Annotated in this window: 14 protein-coding genes; all 14 read left to right on the forward strand. The window is 62.3% G+C overall.

The window, feature by feature from the left end:
- The first annotated feature begins 64 nt into the window (after window positions 1–64).
- The 14 genes from ATH90_RS00830 to ATH90_RS00895 all read left to right on the forward strand — a co-directional run bounded on the left by ATH90_RS00830 (window position 65) and on the right by ATH90_RS00895 (window position 18,308).
- On the forward strand, window positions 65–1,669 hold the full coding sequence (locus ATH90_RS00830; RefSeq protein ID WP_098465522.1) for a glycosyltransferase family 39 protein: 1,605 nt from the start codon (window positions 65–67) through the stop codon (window positions 1,667–1,669).
- A 33-nt stretch (window positions 1,670–1,702) separates the two neighbouring features.
- Window positions 1,703–1,948, forward strand: coding sequence for a DUF2789 domain-containing protein (locus ATH90_RS00835; protein ID WP_034101836.1), 246 nt, complete (start codon window positions 1,703–1,705; stop codon window positions 1,946–1,948).
- Window positions 1,949–2,222: 274 nt separating this feature from the next.
- Window positions 2,223–2,633, forward strand: coding sequence for a MarR family winged helix-turn-helix transcriptional regulator (locus ATH90_RS00840; protein ID WP_069021082.1), 411 nt, complete (start codon window positions 2,223–2,225; stop codon window positions 2,631–2,633).
- On the forward strand, window positions 2,630–4,708 hold the full coding sequence (locus ATH90_RS00845; protein ID WP_034101838.1) for an FUSC family protein: 2,079 nt from the start codon (window positions 2,630–2,632) through the stop codon (window positions 4,706–4,708). Before ATH90_RS00840 ends, ATH90_RS00845 begins: the two co-directional genes overlap by 4 nt.
- A complete protein-coding gene (locus ATH90_RS00850) occupies window positions 4,705–4,914 on the forward strand; it encodes a DUF1656 domain-containing protein (RefSeq protein WP_012721577.1) in 210 nt (69 codons plus the stop codon). Before ATH90_RS00845 ends, ATH90_RS00850 begins: the two co-directional genes overlap by 4 nt.
- On the forward strand, window positions 4,911–5,801 hold the full coding sequence (locus ATH90_RS00855; protein ID WP_034101839.1) for an efflux RND transporter periplasmic adaptor subunit: 891 nt from the start codon (window positions 4,911–4,913) through the stop codon (window positions 5,799–5,801). The genes ATH90_RS00850 and ATH90_RS00855 overlap by 4 nt, the downstream gene beginning before the upstream one ends.
- The gene (locus tag ATH90_RS00860; protein ID WP_098465523.1) at window positions 5,798–7,240 is read left to right on the forward strand and encodes an efflux transporter outer membrane subunit; all 1,443 of its coding nucleotides are present in this window, start codon (window positions 5,798–5,800) and stop codon (window positions 7,238–7,240) included. Before ATH90_RS00855 ends, ATH90_RS00860 begins: the two co-directional genes overlap by 4 nt.
- Before the next feature lie 81 nt (window positions 7,241–7,321).
- Complete coding sequence (locus ATH90_RS00865) at window positions 7,322–7,954, forward strand: hypothetical protein (protein ID WP_010214242.1); 633 nt, start codon at window positions 7,322–7,324, stop codon at window positions 7,952–7,954.
- A gap of 147 nt (window positions 7,955–8,101) precedes the next feature.
- On the forward strand, window positions 8,102–9,598 hold the full coding sequence (locus ATH90_RS00870) for a YdgA family protein (RefSeq protein ID WP_098465524.1): 1,497 nt from the start codon (window positions 8,102–8,104) through the stop codon (window positions 9,596–9,598).
- Window positions 9,599–9,897: 299 nt separating this feature from the next.
- Window positions 9,898–12,378 (forward strand): poly-beta-1,6 N-acetyl-D-glucosamine export porin PgaA, encoded by a 2,481-nt coding sequence (gene pgaA / locus ATH90_RS00875; protein ID WP_034101842.1) that lies wholly within the window; start codon window positions 9,898–9,900, stop codon window positions 12,376–12,378.
- A gap of 12 nt (window positions 12,379–12,390) precedes the next feature.
- On the forward strand, window positions 12,391–14,388 hold the full coding sequence (gene pgaB / locus ATH90_RS00880) for a poly-beta-1,6-N-acetyl-D-glucosamine N-deacetylase PgaB (RefSeq protein WP_098465525.1): 1,998 nt from the start codon (window positions 12,391–12,393) through the stop codon (window positions 14,386–14,388).
- Between the two features lie 2 nt (window positions 14,389–14,390).
- Complete coding sequence (gene pgaC / locus ATH90_RS00885) at window positions 14,391–15,731, forward strand: poly-beta-1,6-N-acetyl-D-glucosamine synthase (RefSeq protein ID WP_098465526.1); 1,341 nt, start codon at window positions 14,391–14,393, stop codon at window positions 15,729–15,731.
- Between the two features lie 2 nt (window positions 15,732–15,733).
- A complete protein-coding gene (gene pgaD / locus ATH90_RS00890) occupies window positions 15,734–16,216 on the forward strand; it encodes a poly-beta-1,6-N-acetyl-D-glucosamine biosynthesis protein PgaD (RefSeq protein WP_069021072.1) in 483 nt (160 codons plus the stop codon).
- A gap of 367 nt (window positions 16,217–16,583) precedes the next feature.
- On the forward strand, window positions 16,584–18,308 hold the full coding sequence (locus tag ATH90_RS00895) for a ShlB/FhaC/HecB family hemolysin secretion/activation protein (RefSeq protein WP_034101846.1): 1,725 nt from the start codon (window positions 16,584–16,586) through the stop codon (window positions 18,306–18,308).
- The last annotated feature ends 21 nt before the right edge of the window (window positions 18,309–18,329 follow it).

An 18,329-nucleotide genomic window follows, 5' to 3' on the forward strand; every position in this document is an offset into this window, starting at 1 on the left:
AGCGGATCTGGGGCTTTTGTCCTAGAGTGGCGGTGTTTGCGTCTGGGCGATCAGGGGAATTGAGGTGGGTCGGTCTGTAGTAGAGCAAAACGAAAAGGTCGGGACCTTGCCCGCACTCAATCGCTTCACTTGGGAGGGGGCGGGCTGGATCACCCGATTGTGGTGGGTACCGATCCTGGCGCTGGCGTTGGCCCTGCGCTTTTACCACCTGACGGCGGCGGCGATCTGGGGTGACGAAGGCTCGAGCCTGCTGCTCAGCGAATACGCCCTGGGCGACCTGTGGTTCCACGCCGCGCACGATGTGCACCCGCCGCTGTACTTTTTCCTGCTGCGCGGCTGGATCGAACTGTTTGGCGACAGCATCTGGTCGATACGCGGCATGAGCGCCATTCCCGGTGTGGTCGCCGTGGGCCTGGGCATCTGGCTGACCCGGCAACTGTCTACCCGGCGGGCTGCGGTATTGGCGGGGATCCTGATGGCACTGTTGCCGACGGCGGTGCGCTACAGCCAGGAAGTGCGCATGTACTCCCTGCTGGGCGTGTGGTTGCTGGGCGCCACGCTGGCCTTGGTGTACTGGGTGCGTCAACCCGAGCGTACGCGTTATCTGGCGGCGTATGTCGTGTTGATGAGTGCCGGGTTCTACACCCATTATTTCACCGCGCTGTGCGTGCTGGTGCATTGGGCCTACCTGGGTGTGCTGTGTGGCACTGCGCCGCGAGGCCAGCGCCTGATCACGCGGCCGGCCTGGTGGGTGGCCAACGCGGCGATTGTGCTGGTGTACCTGCCGTGGCTGCCGAACCTGCTCGACCTGGTGCAACACGTCGAGCAACTCAAGGTGGGGGGCGACATTGGCTGGGAAGAGCCCGTCAGCCTGTATTCCCTGCCCTCGATGATCTGGCAATTCGTGCTCCAGGATGAAGGCGTCGGCTTCTGGGCACCGCTGTTCTGGCTGTTTCCGCTGCTGTTGGTGGCTGTCGTGGTCATCACCGCCTGGCGTGACCGTGAGCGCCATCGACCGGCTAGCCTGCTGGCGCTGTTTTTCCTGTTGCCGCTGCTGTTGGTCTACGGTGTGTCGTTTATCTCCCCGGTATTTATCGAGCGTTACCTGACGGTTTACGCCCTGGGCTTGCCGGTCGTGATGGCGATGGCCATCGATCGCCTGCCGTCACGGTTTTCACTGCTGGGAGCGGCGTTGTTCGTGCTGTTTGCCGGCGTTGAACTGGCAGGGTTGAAGAACAATTTCACCGTCGACGAGCACGACCAGTTCAACGTGCCGGTGGAGTTCGTCAACCGCAACTACCAGGAAGACGACCGCATCGTCCTCAGCGACATGATGTGGTACCTCAGCTACGTGTATTACGACCAGACCGACGCCCAACTGCAACTCTATACCCCGCCCAAACCCGACGGCACGCCAACGCGGCCGAATGCCTATGGCTTCGGCACCCTGGTGGACCAGGACGGCGGGCGCATCTACCTTGACCATCTGTCGGCGCTGCCTGCCAATACCCGTCGCGTGTGGCTGATCAGCAGCAACGAGGCGCCGGACGATTTCGCCCCGCTGCCCGATGGCTGGCGCGAACTCAGCCGCCAGGATGGTGGCGGTGCGCGGGCGCGGTTGTTTGTGTTGTGCAACGTACCGTCAGCGCAACCCGAGGGCTGCCGCTAGACTGGGTGAATGCTTTTCTACCAGGAGCCCACCATGGAATCGCCTGTGCACAGCTTGCCGTCACTGTTCAAGCAGTTGGGTCTGCCGGACGACCCGGTGAGTATCGAGCAGTTTGTGGCGGTTCACTCGCCGCTCAAGCCGGAGTTGAAGCTGGCGGAGGCGTTTTTCTGGACCGATAGCCAGAAGGCGTTTTTGCGCGAGGAGATCCTGGAGGATGCGGATTGGGCCGAGGTGGTGGATGAGTTGAACCTGATGTTGCGGGGTGGGCGAGGGCAGTGAAAAGGCTCGACGCACGGCCTTGCCTCTGCGCGCGACGGCCTGGGCTTGATGGACGACGCCCAGCACCGCCTTGAGGGGCCAGCGCCCACAATGTTTTGCAGTGGTGGAAAATTCTCCACCCGTGCCCAAACCCGCGTTACTTGCCCTGCCGGCCACCACCCATCCGCTAAATTGTTTCAAAACTTGACGCATTTGGACCCATCGATCATATTGATAGTTAGCAAACTAACTGTATGCGAACGATCCCGTGCCTCAGTCCCTCGAACAACTCCAGATGAACCTCAGCAGCAGCATGGTGGTGGGCGCCCGCAACTGGCGCAAAATCTGCCAGACCACGCTGGTGAGCTATGGCATCTCCGAAGCCTGCGCCGTGCCGTTGTTGATGATCGGCCGCCTGGGTGACGGTGTGCACCAGGTCAAAGTCGCCCAGGCGTCGGGGATGGAAAGCCCGTCCCTGGTGCGCCTGCTCGACCGGCTGTGTACCGATGGCTACGTGTGCCGTACCGAGGATGTCCACGACCGTCGCGCCAAGGCCCTGAGCCTTACTGAGCGTGGTCGCGAGCTGGTGCAGGCGGTGGAGGTGCAACTGGTGCGCCTGCGCAAGGACGTGCTGGCGGATATCGCCTCCAGCGATCTGGAAGCCGCGCTGCGTGTGCTGCGCGCGTTTGAGGCGGCGTCGCTTTGAACGGATTTTTTACCGGTTTCCCGCCCGCCCGTGATTGGTTCTATGGGGTCCGTACCTTTGCGGCCTCGATGATTGCCTTGTACATCGCCATGCTCATGCAAATGCCGCGTCCGTACTGGGCGATGGCCACGGTGTATATCGTCTCCAGCCCATTTGTCGGCCCTACCAGTTCCAAAGCGCTGTACCGCGCCATCGGCACCTTCATGGGGGCTGCGGCGGCGGTGATTTTTGTGCCGATGTTCGTGCAGTCGCCTTACCTGCTGGTGGTGGTGATTGCCTTGTGGACGGGCACCTTGTTGTTTCTCTCCATGCACCTGCGCACCGCCAACAACTACGCCCTGATGCTCGCCGGCTACACCCTGCCGCTGATCGCCCTGCCGGTGGTGGATAACCCGTTGGCGGTGTGGGACGTGGCTGAGGCGCGCACCGAAGAGATCTTCCTCGGCATCGCCGTGGCCGCCGTGGTGGGCGCGATGTTCTGGCCGCGCCGGCTGATGCCGGTGTTCGATGGCTCGGTCGCCAAATGGTTTGCCGACGCCCAGGTCTATAGCCAGCGCTTCCTCACGCGCCAGGTGGCGCCTGAGGAAATCAGCACGCTGCGCGGCGGTATGGTTGCCACGTTCAACACCCTCGAACTGATGATCGGCCAGTTGCCCCACGAAGGCGCGCGGCCGCAGACGGTGCGCAACACCAAGGAACTGCGCGGCCGCATGATCCACTTGCTGCCGGTGATCGATGCCCTGGACGACGCGGTGTACGCCATCGAACACCGCGCCCCGGAGTTTGTCGGTCAGCTCACGCCATTGCTGGAAGCGGCCAACGCCTGGCTGGAAAGCACCACCGAGACGGCGCCCCTTGAACGCTGGCGCGTGCTGCGCGACCAGGTCGACGCCGCTCAACCCCAGGGCGAAGCGCTGGACGACCGTCACACGCTGCTGTTTTCCAATGCCCTGTATCGCCTGGGTGAATGGATCGACCTGTGGCAAGACTGCCGCAGCCTGCAAGCCGCCATCCAGTGTGAAAGCCAGGACTCCTGGCGCGCGGTGTACCGTCACTGGCGCCTGGGGCGGCTCACGCCGTTCCTTGACCGTGGCTTGATGTTCTACTCGGCGTTTTCCACCGTGACCGCAATCATCGTCGCCTCGGTGTTGTGGATCCTGCTCGGTTGGACCGACGGTGGCAGCGCGGTGATCCTCGCCGCCGTCGCCTGCAGCTTTTTCGCCTCGATGGACGACCCGGCGCCGCAGATCTACCGGTTCTTTTTCTGGACCGCCATGTCGGTGCTGTTTGCCAGCCTCTATCTGTTCCTGGTGCTGCCCAACCTGCACGACTTCCCGATGCTGGTACTGGCGTTCGCGGTGCCGTTTATCTGCATCGGCACACTCACTGTGCAGCCGCGCTTCTACCTGGGCATGCTGCTGACGCTGGTGAACACCTCGTCGTTCATCAGCATCCAGGGCGCCTATGACGCAGACTTCCTCAACTTCGCCAACGTCAATCTGGCGGGGCCGGTGGGCTTGTTGTTTGCCTTTGTGTGGACACTGATTGCGCGGCCCTTCGGCGCTGAACTCGCAGCCAAGCGCCTGACTCGGTTCAGCTGGCGCGACATCGTCACCCTCACCGAGCCGGCGACCCTGGCCGAACATCGGCACATGGCCGTGCAAATGCTCGACCGTTTGATGCAGCACCTGCCGCGCCTGGCCCTGATCAACCAGGACACTGGCACCGCGCTGCGCGATTTGCGCGTGGCGCTGAACCTGCTCGACTTGCTGGCCTATTCGCCGCGCATCCTCGGTGTGCCGCGGGTGCTGCTCAACCAGGTGGTGGAAGGTGTGGGCGGTTATTTCAAGGCCTGTCTCAAGGCCGGTGAACGCCTGCCCGCGCCCAGCGGTCTGCTGATGACCCTGGACCGCACGCGCCGCGCCCTCAACGGCCAAGGCCTGCAAGACGAAGACGATACGCGCCTGCACCTGCTGCACGCGCTGGCCGGGCTGCGCCTGTCGCTGCTGCCGGGCGTGGAATTTATTGGCGGCACCGAGATGCAAGCGCCGCTACCTGATGGAGCGCCTTTATGATCGGTGACCTGGATATCAGCGGCGTATTCCTGCCCACGCTGCTGGTGCTGATGGGCATTACGTATGTGTTGTTCCTGGTGGTGCACGGGCTGTTGACCCGCGTCCACTTCTATCGCCTGGTCTGGCACCGGGCATTGTTCAATGTGGGGCTCTACGCGCTGTTGCTGGGCGCGGTGGACTCACTCAGTCGATACCTGATGACATGAAAAAACCTTTTTTGACCATCGGCCGTGTAGTCCTGACGCTGTTGATCGTGACGTTTGCGGTCGTCGTGGTATGGCGCATGGTCATGTACTACATGTTTGCCCCCTGGACCCGAGACGGCCACATCCGTGCCGACATCGTGCAGATCGCCCCGGATGTGTCCGGGCTGATCCAGCGCGTTGACGTGCGCGACAACCAGTTGGTGACCAAGGGCCAGGTGCTGTTCGCCGTCGACCAGGACCGTTTCAAGCTGGCCCTGCGCCAAGCCCAGGCCGCCGTGGCCGACCGCCAGGAAACCCTGGCCCAGGCCCAACGCGAGTACAAGCGTAACCGTGGCCTCGGCAACCTGGTGCCCAGCGAGCAGCTGGAAGAAAGCCAGTCCCGCGTCGCCCGCGCCCAGTCGGCCCTCGCCGAGGCCCAGGTAACAGTGGATTCCGCCCAGCTCAACCTCGATCGCTCGGTGATCCGCAGCCCCGTGGACGGTTACGTCAACGACCGTGCGCCGCGCACCCAGGAGTTCGTCACCGCCGGGCGGCCGGTGCTGTCGGTGGTGGACAGCAATTCCTTCCATATCGATGGCTACTTCGAAGAGACCAAGCTCGACGGCATTCACGTCGGCATGAGCGTCGACATCCGTGTGATTGGTGATAACGCCCGCCTGCGTGGCCATGTGCAGAGCATCGTCGCCGGTATCGAGGACCGCGACCGCAGCAGCGGCTCCAACCTGTTGCCCAACGTCAACCCGGCGTTCAGCTGGGTGCGCCTGGCCCAGCGGATTCCGGTGCGTATCGCCTTTGATGATGTACCGGCGGACTTCCGCATGATCGCCGGGCGCACGGCGACGGTGTCGATCATTGGCGACGCAGTCAAAGACGGAGACAAACCATGAAGCAACTGATGGCAACCGCTGCGTTGGGGTTGTTGCTGTCGGCCTGCCAAGTGGTGGGGCCGGATTACAAGCTGCCGGAAACGTCGGCCGTCAACCGTGGGGACCTGCAAGGGCAACTCGCGGGCGACGGTCACAACGTTGTGTCGGCGCCGGTGCCGGCGGACTGGTGGAAACTCTACAAAGACCCGCGCCTGGATGAGCTGGTGCGCCAGGCCATGGCTTCCAACACCGACTTGCGTGTGGCCGCCGCCAACCTGCAACGCGCTCGGTTCCAGACCCAGGAAGCTGAATCTGCAGGCGGTTGGAGCGCCGGTGCCAAGGCTGAGGCCCAGCGCCTTCAGGAGTCGGGCGAAGCCTTTCTGCTGACCGAAAAAGTCCCGGTGGCCAACATCGGCAGTGCCAGTATCAGCACGTCCTATCAGTTCGACTTGTTCGGCACCCTGCAGCGCGGCATCGAAAGCGCCCAGGCCAGCGCCGATGCGGCCCAGGCCGCCGCCGACATCGCCCGCATCACGTTGGTCGCGGATGTGGTGCGTTCCTACACCCAGGTGTGTGCGGCCAACGAAGAGCTGGCAATCGCCAACGAGTCCCTCGACCTGCAGGCACAGAGCACCAAGCTGACCCAGCGCCTGCGCGACGCCGGGCGTGGTGATGAAACCCAGGTGACCCGTTCGCAGACCCAGTACAAATCCTTGCGCGCCGACATGCCGCGCTACGAAGCGGCACGCCAGGCCGGTCTGTACCGCCTGTCGATGTTGCTGGCCAAGCCGCTGGATCAACTGCCAGCGGGCACCGGCACGTGCGCCGAGCTGCCGCACATCGCCCAGCTGCTGCCGGTCGGTGATGGCGCGACCTTGCTCAAGCGTCGCCCGGATGTACGCCAGGCTGAACGTCAACTGGCGGCCGCCACCGCGCGAATCGGTGTGGCCACTGGCGCGCTGTACCCAGACATCAGCATCGGCGCCACGGTGGGCACTGTCGGGATTCTCGATGACCTGGGCACACCGGCGACCAACCGCTGGGGTTTTGGCCCGCTGATCAGTTGGTCGGTGCCGACCAACGGCGCACGCGCCCGTATCCATGAAGCCGAAGCCGCAACCCAGGGCGCCTTGGCGCATTTCGACGGCGTGGTGCTCAACGCCATCCGTGAAACCCAGACCGGCCTTGCGCAATACACCGCGCAGTTGCAACGCCGCGACGCCCTGGCCGAAGCCGGCGAGTCCGCCAGGGAGGCCGCAGACCAGACCCATCGCTTCTTCGAGGCGGGTCGCGCGTCATTCCTGGCCGACCTGCAGGCCACCCGCACGTACACCGATGTGCGCGCGCAACTGGCCGCGGCCAACACCCAGGTTGCCATGAGCCAGATCGATCTGTTCCTGGCCCTGGGCGGTGGTTGGGAAAGCGGACGAACGCAAGCGTCTCAGCCCAGCAAACCCTGAGCGAATGACTATGCTTTGACAGGTGGAGCGCCGTGACGCTCTGCCTGTCACTGCTCGCGTTTGCTCATGGGGATTCCAATAATGAAAAACCCTTATGCTCCCGCTTTCTGGTGCGTGTGTTTCGCACTGGTATTGTTGTCGGCTACCTACTTCTACGGCGTCATGCTGGCTCATCAACTCGACAAGGCCATGGTGTTTCTCGACAGTGCCTGCCTGGTGATCGGCACCCTGTCCATCGGCGTCGTGGCCTGGGCCTCTTACCAAAATCAACGGGTGAAGAAAAAGCTCCTCGAGCAAGGCAAGACCCGCGTGGCGATCTGGGACACCAAGGTTGCGCTGCGCCGGGTCGAGACCGTGTTCGACCGCTATTTCTGGGGCAGCTATTGGCAGCCGGGGCGGACCTTCCAGGAAGTCATGGGCGACCTCACTGGCACACCCCTGGAAAAAAGCCTCGAAGTCCTGAAAAAACAGTGCGTGGCCCTCGACCGGCAAGTGGCCGACGGTAGGCATTGGCTCAATAACGCGCGGGAACTGTCCGATGTGGCGACCCAAATGGCCCGCGAACGCTACCAGTTGGACTTCTGCGACCCCAAGGCCGACACCCCCGGCAATGCCGTGATACACCGCGAGTTTGAGGTGCTGGTGTACACCTGGACGGCGCGCCTGAAGAGTTTCGACCACCAATTGGATGAAATCGAGTTGGAGTACTCCTGAACTAGTACTGAACTGATCCCTCTGAAAAGCTGGGCCGTTCTCGGCCGCCAGTGCTAATCTTCCCCCGTTTTCGGCGGGCTTGAGCCAATCCCCCTTGGGGTTCAAGGAAGACAGCCCACTTCTCACAGGATTTGATCAGGTCACTTCATGAATAAGCCAGCAGTCGTTCTTTTGGGTTTTGTTGTCGCCGTGGGCGTCGTCAGTGCAGGCGGTGCCTGGTACACCGGCAAGCAGCTGGAGCCGGTGCTGCAAACGGCCGTGCAGGACGCCAACAAGGAACTGCAACGTTCCATGGCCGGCGTCGACGGCACCGTCGCCCTGGAGCTGGTGTCCCTGGACCGTGGCCTGTTCAGCAGCACTGCGCACTACCGCCTCAAGGGCCAAGGCTCGTTCTTCGGCGAGCAGAACCCGAACCCAGAGCTGCTGATTGTCGACCATATCGAGCACGGTCCACTGCCGTTCTCGCGCCTGGTGTCGCTGAAATGGCTGCCGGTCATGGCCACCAGTCATTACGCGCTGGAAAAGAACGCCACCACCGAAAAATGGTTCGCCGCCGCCAAAGACGTGTCGCCGCTCAAAGGCGTGGCCAATATCGGCTACAGCCGTTCGGTGAGCGGCAATCTCGAGCTGCTGCCCCTGGAGTTCAAGGACGACACCTCCTCTGCCAGCTTCTCCGGCCTGAACCTGGATTTCGACAGCACTGCCGAGGGCAAGAAGGTCAAGGTTGATGGCTACATGAACAGCCTCAAACTGGCGATGGTCGACGCCAATGGTACGCCGTTCGATGCTGAATTCGCTGGCCTGACCGTCGCCAGCAACCTGGAGAAATCCACCTTCGGCTTCTATACCGGGCAGAACACCGTAGAGTTGAGCGACACCAAGCTCACCTTCGGCCCACAGAAGGCCGTGCTGACGCTCAAAGGCTTCGAGCAGAAAGACTCCAGCGAGATCAAAGACAACAACATGGACGGTCGCGTCGATTACAAGATCGACGAGATCGGCTACCAGGGCAAACCTGTCGGCTCCGCCGCCATGGCCCTGAGCTTGAAGAACATCGATGTGCCGTCGGGCCTGGTGCTGACCAAGCTGTATCAAGACAAGATGCAGCCGGTACAAGCCGCTGCCGCTGCGGGCCAACCGGTGCCTGAGCTGCAACTGACCGAAGCCGAGCAAGCCCTTGCTGAAGCCAACGTCAACCAATTGCTGGCTGCCAAGCCGCACCTGGCGCTGGAAAACCTGTCCCTGAAAACCACCCACGGTGAAAGCAAATTCAACCTGGTGCTGGACTTGGCCAAGCCGACCTCCATGGAACTGCCACCGGTTGAACTCGGCAAGCAGATGGTTTCGTTGCTGGACGCCAACCTGACCCTGTCCAAGCCGATGATCGCCGACGTTGCCGCCCTGCAAGCGCAGGTTGGCGGTGTGACCGACCCTAAGGCCATCGAGCAGCAATCCCAGATGGCCAGCGAAATGGTCAGTGGCATGGCCGTTGGCACGCAACTGGCGACCCTGGTCGGCAGTGACGTGGTCTCCAAGCTGCATTACGCCAACAATGAAGTGACCTTCAACGGCCAGAAGATGACCGTCGAGCAGTTCATTGGCTTCGTGATGTCCAAAGTCGGTGCGGTCGGCGGCGCGCAGTAAAGAATTCGCCATCGCCCAGAAATAAATAATGGGGGAGCGGGGTTGCCCGCGGTAAGGGTCAAACGGTCGGCGCGTGCGTCGGCGTGTACCCCCTTATCGCTTGCAACCCCGTTCCCCCATTCGCTTTTCAGATTTGCGCGCAATTCTGAACAATTGTTCTGAATTGTCCTTTTTCATACAGGCGTCGGGGATAGTTCCTACAGGAAAGCTAGGTCGGGTCACGAGACGCCGACGCCCTGATGCAAATCGCTCAGGACCACCTATCGTTACAGCTTTCCGTGTGTAAGGAAGCTCACGATATGCTGCGAACCCTCCCACTCAGTGCCTCAGGCCGGTTGCGGCTGCTCATCGGGGTAACCTTGTGCAGCCAGTTGCTGATGCCCACCTTTGCCATGGCCGACGCGGCCTATGACGCCCTGATCATCCAGGCGCGCAACGGCAACTTCACACCCGCCCTGACTCAATTGCGCCAACTGCCTGCCGAGCGTCAGACGCCAGGCCAGATCAGCGACCACCTGGTAATTGCCGGTTGGGCCGGCCAGGATGCCGAAGTGCTGAAGGTGTACGAGGCCCAGGGTCAGAATCGCAACTTGACCGCCCAGGCGCTGGCCACGGTCGCACGTACCTATCGCAACCAGAAGCAGTGGGCGCAGGCCGAGGCGGTCTATCGCAAGGCGCTGCTGCGTGAGCCGAACAATGTCGACCTGCAACTGGGCCTTGCCCTCACCCAGGCCGATGGCGGTAAAACCAGCGAAGCGGTGCAACGCGCCCGCGCCCTGGTGGCCGCCAAACCCGACGACCCCAACCGGCGCATGGCCCTCGGCTACGCACTGACTCGCGCCGGCTTGCAGTTCGACGCGCTGCATGAGTTCGACCAGGCGTTTATCCGCGCCGGCAATAAACCGGAAGTGGCCCGCGAATACATCGTCGCCTTGCAAAAGGCGCGTTTGCCGGAGCCTGCGTTGCGCCTGTCGGCCCAGCGTCCGGGGCTGGTGGACCCTGTGACCCAGCGTCGCCTGGAAGGTGACCTGGCGGCCGAGCGCGTGCGCATGGCCGAGTTCGCCACGCGTAGCGAGAAAGAACGCTATGTCATCGCGGATCGGGCCTTGCAGGGCTACGACCAGCTCCTCGCGCGTTGGACCCCGGACGCCACGGCCCGTGACGATGTGCTGATCTGGCGCATCGATCGCCTGGGCGCGCTCAAGGCACGGGCGCGTACCGCTGACGTGATCCGCGAGTACGAAACCCTCAAGGCCGAAGGTGTGCAATTGCCCACCTACGCCGTGCGTTGGGTGGCGGCGTCCTACCTCGACCAACGCCAACCGGAAAAAGCCGAACCGTTGTACCGCCAGGCGCTGAGCGCCCCCGATGCCGAGCCGGATGATCGCGTCGAAGACACCACGGCGTTGTTCTACGCCTTGCAGGAAAGCGACAAAGCCGACGATGCTCGCGAGGTCGCCAACAACCTGGCCAAAAGCCAAAACCCACGGGTGGAGCTCAAGGGCTTGCCGGTCGGCAACCCCAGCGACGCGTGGATGGATGCGCAACAACTGTCAGCCCAGGCTGGCGTCTTCGGCGGCGACCTGCCGGGCAGCGAAGCCGGCCTGGAGGCGTTGGTGGCCAAAGCCCCTGGCAATGTCGGCCTGCGCCTGGCCCAGGCCGACATGTACCGCGCCCGCGATTTGCCCCGGCGCGCCGAAGGCATCCTCAAGGAAACCGAAGCCCAGGCTCCGCGTGATATTGGCCTGGAAGTGAGCCAGGCCTACACCGCCATGGACCTGCAGGAGTGGCGCCAGCTCGACGTGCTCACCGATGACGTGGTGGCACGCAACCCGGACAACCGCCAGGTGCAGCGCCTCAGCCGCCTGCGCGATGTGCATGACATGGCCGAGCTGCGGGTCGAGGCCTACACCGGTAAAAGCTTCGGCGGTGGTAACAACGGCGATGCGGGTGCCGTCTCCGGGAGCCGTGACTGGGGGATTGAAAGCCGCCTCTACACGCCACCCATCGACGAAGACTGGCGCCTGTTCGCCGGTGCCGGCTATGCCCGCGCCGATTTCGAAGAGGGGACCGGCCAGCACCGTTGGCAGGTTGTCGGCGTAGAGCGGCGTACCCGCGACATGACCATTGAAGCCGAGGTCTCCAACCACTCCTACGGCGATGGCTCAAAACAAGGCGCCGCCGTGTCGATTGCCCGTGACATCAATGACAACTGGCAATACGGCGGCAGCCTTGGCTACCTCCTGTCCACCACGCCGCTGCGAGCGTTGAACGACGGGGTCACGGCCAATGGCGGCAGCGGTTTCATCCGCTGGCGTGCCAACGAAAGCCGCGAGTGGAAGCTGACCCTCAGCCCGTCCCATTTCAGTGATGGCAACGACCGCTTCGAGGCCTTGCTCAGCGGCCGTGAAGGCCTTTACAGCTCATCCAAAGTGCAAGTGGACCTGGGCCTGGAAGTCGGCGCCAGCCGCAACAGCAAGGAAGACACGGTCTATTTCAACCCGAAGTCGGACTTCACCGTGTTGCCGGTCCTCAACATCAACCATGTGCTCTATCGCCGCTACGAGACCCAGTGGAGTCAGCAGTTCCAGGTCGGTGCGGGTACGTATAGCCAGCGGGATTATTCCACCGGTGGCATCGGTCTGGTCGGCTACGGCCAACGTTTTCGCTGGAACGATGTACTGGACGCCGGCGCCAACCTGAGCCTGATCAGCCGACCTTACGACGGTGATCGTGAACGCGATCTGCGTTTGCTCGTCGACCTCACTTACCGTTTCTAGAAGAGCCTGACCATGACCGTCCTCAGCCGTTGCCTGTTGATCCTGGGCGTAATGCTGGCCAGTGCCTGCGCCCAGCAACCCGCGCCTTTCACTCCACCCGCCGAGCGGCCGACACCGGCCAACGAAGCGCCGTGGCCGAAAAACCATTTCCTGGGCATTGCCTACCACGATATCGAAGACCGCGATCCCGATCAGGCGGTGGTGGCGGTGCGCACCGAGCGTCTGATCGAGCAGTTGGCCTGGCTGCGCGAGAATGGCTACCAGGCGGTCAGCGTCGACCAGATCCTGGCGGCCCGCAACGGTGGCCCGGCATTGCCGCCCAAAGCCATCTTGCTCAGCTTCGATGACGGCTATTCGAGCTTCTACACGCGGGTGATGCCGATCCTGCGCGCCTACCACTGGCCGGCGTTGCTGGCGCCCGTGGGCTACTGGATCGACACGCCGCTGAACAAACCCGTGGACTTCGCCGGGCAGCCACGGCCACGTGGCGAGTTCCTCACCTGGCAGCAGATCCGCGAAGTGTCCCAGTCGGGCCTGGTGGAAATCGCGGCGCACACCGATGCCAGTCACACCGGCATTCTGGCCAACCCGCAGGGCAACCTGGAGCCGGCGGCGACCTCGCTGCGCTTTGACCCGGCCACGGGGCGCTATGAAAGCCAGGCACAGTTCGACGCGCGGATGCGTGCCGATGTGGTGGCGATCTCCAACAAGATCCAAACAGTCACCGGCAAGAAACCACGCGTGTGGGTCTGGCCGTACGGTGCAGCCAAGGGCACTTCGTTGGCGATTGTTGGCGAGCAGGGCTACCAGATGGCCCTGACCCTGGAAGATGGCCTCGACAGCTCTAATGACTTGATGAACAGCCCGCGCTTCCTGGTGGCTTCCGACCCGGACGGCGAGCACTTCGCCAACAGCATCGTCGCGGCGCAAGCCAAGGCCCCTATGCGCGTGTTGCATGTGGACCTGGATAACGTCTACGACCCGGACCCGGCCCAACAGGCTCGCAACCTCGACCAGCTGGTGCAAAGGGTGGTGGACATGGGGGCAGGTACGGTGTTCCTGCAAGCCTTCGCCGACCCCAAGGGTGACGGCCTGGTGCATGAACTGTACTTCCCCAACCGCCACCTGCCAGTACGCGCCGACTTGTTCAACCGTGTCTCATGGCAACTGCACACCCGTGCCCATGCCGCGGTGTATGCCTGGATGCCGGTGCTCAGCTTTGCCCTCGACCCCAAGCTGCCCCGCGTGACGCGCTGGGACCCGGAAACCGGCAAGACCGGCCTTGACCCGGACCAGTACAAACGCTTGTCGCCGTTTGACCCGCAGGTGCGCAAGATCATCGGTGAGATCTACGAGGACCTGGCGCGCAACAACGCCATCGACGGTGTGCTGTACCACGACGATGCGGTGTTCAACGACTTCGAGGACGCCAGCCCTGGCGCGCTCAAGGCGTACGCCGCCAACGGCCTGCCAAACAGCATCGAGGCCCTGCGTGCCGACCCGGCAGTGATGCAGCGCTGGACACGTTTCAAGAGCCGCTACCTGATCGACTTCACCAACGAGCTGACCGCCAAGGTCCGTGCCATTGGTGGGCCGCAGGTGCAGACCGCGCGCAATATCTTTGCCGAGCCGATGCTCAATCCCGGCAGCGAGACCTGGTTCGCGCAGAATCTCGATGATTTCCTCCAGACCTACGACTGGACCGCGCCCATGGCCATGCCGTTGATGGAAGGCCAGGAATACAAGACCTCCAATGCCTGGCTGGAGAAGCTGGTGGCGACGGTCAAGGCGCGCCCCGGCGCGATGGAGCGCACCGTGTTCGAACTGCAAGCCAAAGACTGGCGCACCAAGGCTGCGCCGGATATCGACGCCGTGCAGATGGCTGAATGGATGGGTGTGCTCAAGCGCCAGGGTGTCACGAGTTTTGGCTACTACCCGGACAACTTCCTGGAAAACTCCCCGGACCTGAAGACTGTACGTCCGGCCCTTTCCAATCAATGGAACCCTTGACCATGTTCGACAGAATCCTGGCTTTATTGGTGCTGGCATTGGTATTGGGCGTGCCCCTGGGCCTGATCTTCCTGGTCACCGGGCAGTTCCTGATGGACTTTGTTTTTTTCTACCCGCTGTTCATGTCAGCGCTGTGGATCGCAGGCGGCCTGTATTTCTGGCTGCACTGGGAGCGGCACTGGCCTTGGGAAGAAGACACACCGGCACCCACGCTGGCGGGCAACCCGCTGATCTCGATCATCATCCCTTGCTACAACGAGGGGGATAACGTCGCCGATACCATGCGGGCAGCGCTCGGTCAGCTGTACCCGAATATTGAAGTGATTGCGGTGAACGACGGCTCCCAAGACAACACCGCTGCCGTACTCGACGCACTGGCCCTGGAGAACCCGCGCCTGCGCGTACTGCACCTGGCGCAGAACCAGGGCAAGGCCGTGGCCCTGCGCATGGGCGCCGTGGCCGCGCGCAGTGAATACCTGGTGTGCATCGACGGCGACGCGCTACTGGATAAAAACGCTGCGGCCTACATGGTTGCGCCGATGCTCGATAACCCGCGCCTGGGTGCCGTGACTGGCAACCCGCGCATTCGTACACGTTCGACTTTGATCGGCCGGGTACAGGTGGGTGAGTTCTCTTCGATCATCGGTTTGATCAAGCGTACGCAACGGGTGTTCGGCCGCATCTTCACGGTGTCGGGTGTGGTGGTCGCGTTCCGTAAAAAGGCGCTCGACCGTATCGACTACTGGAGCACCGACATGATCACCGAGGACATCGATGTCAGTTGGAAGCTGCAGCTTGATCACTGGAGCATCTTCTACGAGCCACGTGCCCTGTGCTGGATCCTGATGCCCGAAACCGTCGGCGGCCTGTGGAAACAGCGTCTGCGGTGGGCCCAGGGCGGTGCCGAAGTGCTGTTCAAGAATATCCGCGGCATCTGGCAATGGCGTCATCGCTACTTGTGGCCGCTGTTGTTCGAATACTGCCTGTCCACTGGTTGGGCCTTCACCTTCCTGTTGTCGGTAATCTTCTGGGGCGTGGGCAAATTCATCCCACTGCCACAGGCCATCGCGGTGGACTCCCTGGTGCCGCCAGCGTTTACCGGGCTGGTCCTGGCGATGGTGTGCCTGGCGCAGTTTGCGGTGAGCATCATGATCGACCGCCGCTACGAGAAAGACCTGTGGAAAACCCTGTTCTGGACCGTGTGGTACCCGATGGTGTTCTGGCTGGTCAGCCTGTTCACCACCCTGGTCAGTTTTCCCAAGGTGCTGTTCAACCAGCATCAGAAGCGTGCGCGCTGGGTCAGTCCGGATCGCGGCATCAAACCTACTGAAGAGGAGGCGTGATCATGAAACTGGTCAGAACTCGCCAACGTACGGTGATGTGGATCATTGATGTGCTGTTGACCCTGATGGCCTGGGCCGGGTTGATCTGGCTGCTGGCGCGCGGGATTAACTCGATGCTGGAAACCCACGGTGGGCCTCGGATCGAGGCGCCGATTTTTGCCGCGCTCAACACCCTGCAGATCTACCTGTGGATCGCCCTGTTCAACGCTGTGATCCTGATCAGCTGGGCGCGCTACCAGCAACGCCGAGGCCGCAAGTTCGCCCAGCGTCGCGCCGAGGCCAAGGCCTTGAGCGACCAGAACCTGAGTGAGAGCTTCAGCCTGGGGGACGGGGACCTCGAGCAATTGCGTCGACCTGGGGTGCTGGTGATCCATAACGACGAGGACGGCGGCGTCGCAGAAGTGAAGTCCCATGTGTCCCGCGATGTCGAAAAACCGGGGCTCACGCTGGTACCTGGCAAGGACCAGAACAAGGACGCTAGTTAAGAACGCACGGTATTGGATCGTTCCCATGCAAGGTGGGAACGATTTCGCTTAATCCCGACAAATGGGATCCAATTCACAAAAACGCCGAGAACTTTTCTGATCTTTTCGGTACTAACTTATCTCGGAAGGAACTTGATGGCTAACTAATAGCATCTATAAGTTCCCCGAAGAAATGCGATCAACTGTGCTGCCGCTTGTCGGAATAATACTCCCAGCTACAAGCCTGCGGCGCTTTGTATAATTTTTAGTTGTTATTAATCAATAGGTTGTGCGAGTAACTAGTTCCAACTTCAAACGGGCTCATTTTTTTGAGTGCGTCGAAGTTCGATGTTAGTTTGCCGCCCCCTTGATTGTCGACGGATCGAACATGTCTCTGTTATTGCCACGGACTCGGTTATTACTGTGCACTTTCTTGCTCGCCTATATGAGCCTGAACAGTGCTACGGCTGCCCCTACGCCTGGGGATCAGGACCTGATCCGCGATCGGCAGAACCGCCTGCTCGAAGAGCAACGCCGCCGCCTCGAGGAACTCCAGGACCTGCCGGGCAAAGGCACCCAGTCCCCGGCCCCGGACACCCCTGCCGACAATCGTTGCTTTGCGATCAAGGACATCCAGCTGCAGGGGGCAGACAGCCTGTCGGCGTCGGACCGCGCGCGCCTGCTCAAGCCTTATGTCGGCCAATGCCTGGGGGTGTCGCAGCTTAATGAACTGCTCAAGGTCATCACTGACTTCTACATCGCCAAAGGCCGTGTCACCAGCCGTGCCTACCTGCCGCAGCAAGACCTTTCCAGCGGCCACCTGCAGGTGCTTGTAGTGGAAGGCAAGCTCGAAGGCTTGAAAGGTGCCCAAGGCAGCACCGTCACCGATCGCGAACTGGCGATGGCTTTCCCCGGCAAGGTGGGCGAGCCGCTAAATTTGCGTGAAGTCGAACAACTGGTCGACCAACTGAGCCGCTTGCCCTCCAAGCAGGCACACATGGAACTGACCCCCGGCAGCCAGGTGGGCGGCAGCGACGTCGTGGTCAAGAACACCCCGCAAAAGCCGTGGCGCGCCAGCCTGTCGCGTAACAATGACGGCCAGAAGAGCACCGGCGAACAGCAATGGGGGGCCGGCCTTGAGTGGGACAGCCCCCTGGGCCTTGCCGATCAACTGATACTGCGCGGCGGCCACGACGCCATGAGTGACCACCAGAAAACCTCGAAAAACAGCATGCTCTACTACAACGTGCCGTGGGGCTGGTGGAACTTCAGTTACACCTACAGCGAGAGCGACTACCGCACCCTCGGTGATGTGGATGGCTTCAAGTTCAAGCAGTCCGGCGACAGCCAGAACCACCAACTGCGCGCCGAACGTGTGATCCATCGTGACGACGTGAGCAAGACCTCGGTGAACGTCGGCCTTGCCCATCTGCGTACCAACAACTACCTGCTCGACGCGCGCCTGGCCCCCAGCAGCAACCGCCTCAGCGAATTCCAGGTCGGCATCAACCACGGGCGACGTATCGGCAGTGCCTTCGTCAACCTCGACCTCGGCATGCAGAACGGCATCGGCGCCTTTGACGCACAGAGCAACGACCAGGAACGCGATCGCGAGGGCAACCTCACGCCCACGCCGAACTACCGCAAATACACCGCCACGCTCAGCTACCTGCAACCGTTCACGCTGTGGGGCGAGTCGTTCAGTTTCTCCAGCCTGGCCACCGGGCAGCGCAGTGAAGACGTGCTGTTCAGCCCGCAACGTATCAGCCTCGGCGGGTCGGCTTCGGTACGCGGCTACAAGGACCAGCAACTCACCGGCGACAGCGGTGGCTACTGGCGCAACGATATTCGCTGGGCTCGCCCTGTGACGTGGGACTGGATGCGCCCGGCGTTCCTGGAGTACGGCGCCAGCGTCGGCTACGACCAGGGTGTGATCCGCAATGACCGCTACAACGACAACCTCCATGGCCGGGTCTCGAGCAACTCCCTGGAGCTGTTTGCCCGCGGCAGGAACGTCAGCGCCAGCGTGACCTTCGCCCACTCCCTGGAACGACCTGCGGTGATGAGCGAGCGCGAAGCGCCGATCTATTTCCGCATGGATTTCTACCTGTAATTCAACGCCCGCTGCCCTGAG

The organism is Pseudomonas lurida (genome assembly GCF_002563895.1).
Lineage (GTDB): Bacteria > Pseudomonadota > Gammaproteobacteria > Pseudomonadales > Pseudomonadaceae > Aquipseudomonas > Aquipseudomonas lurida.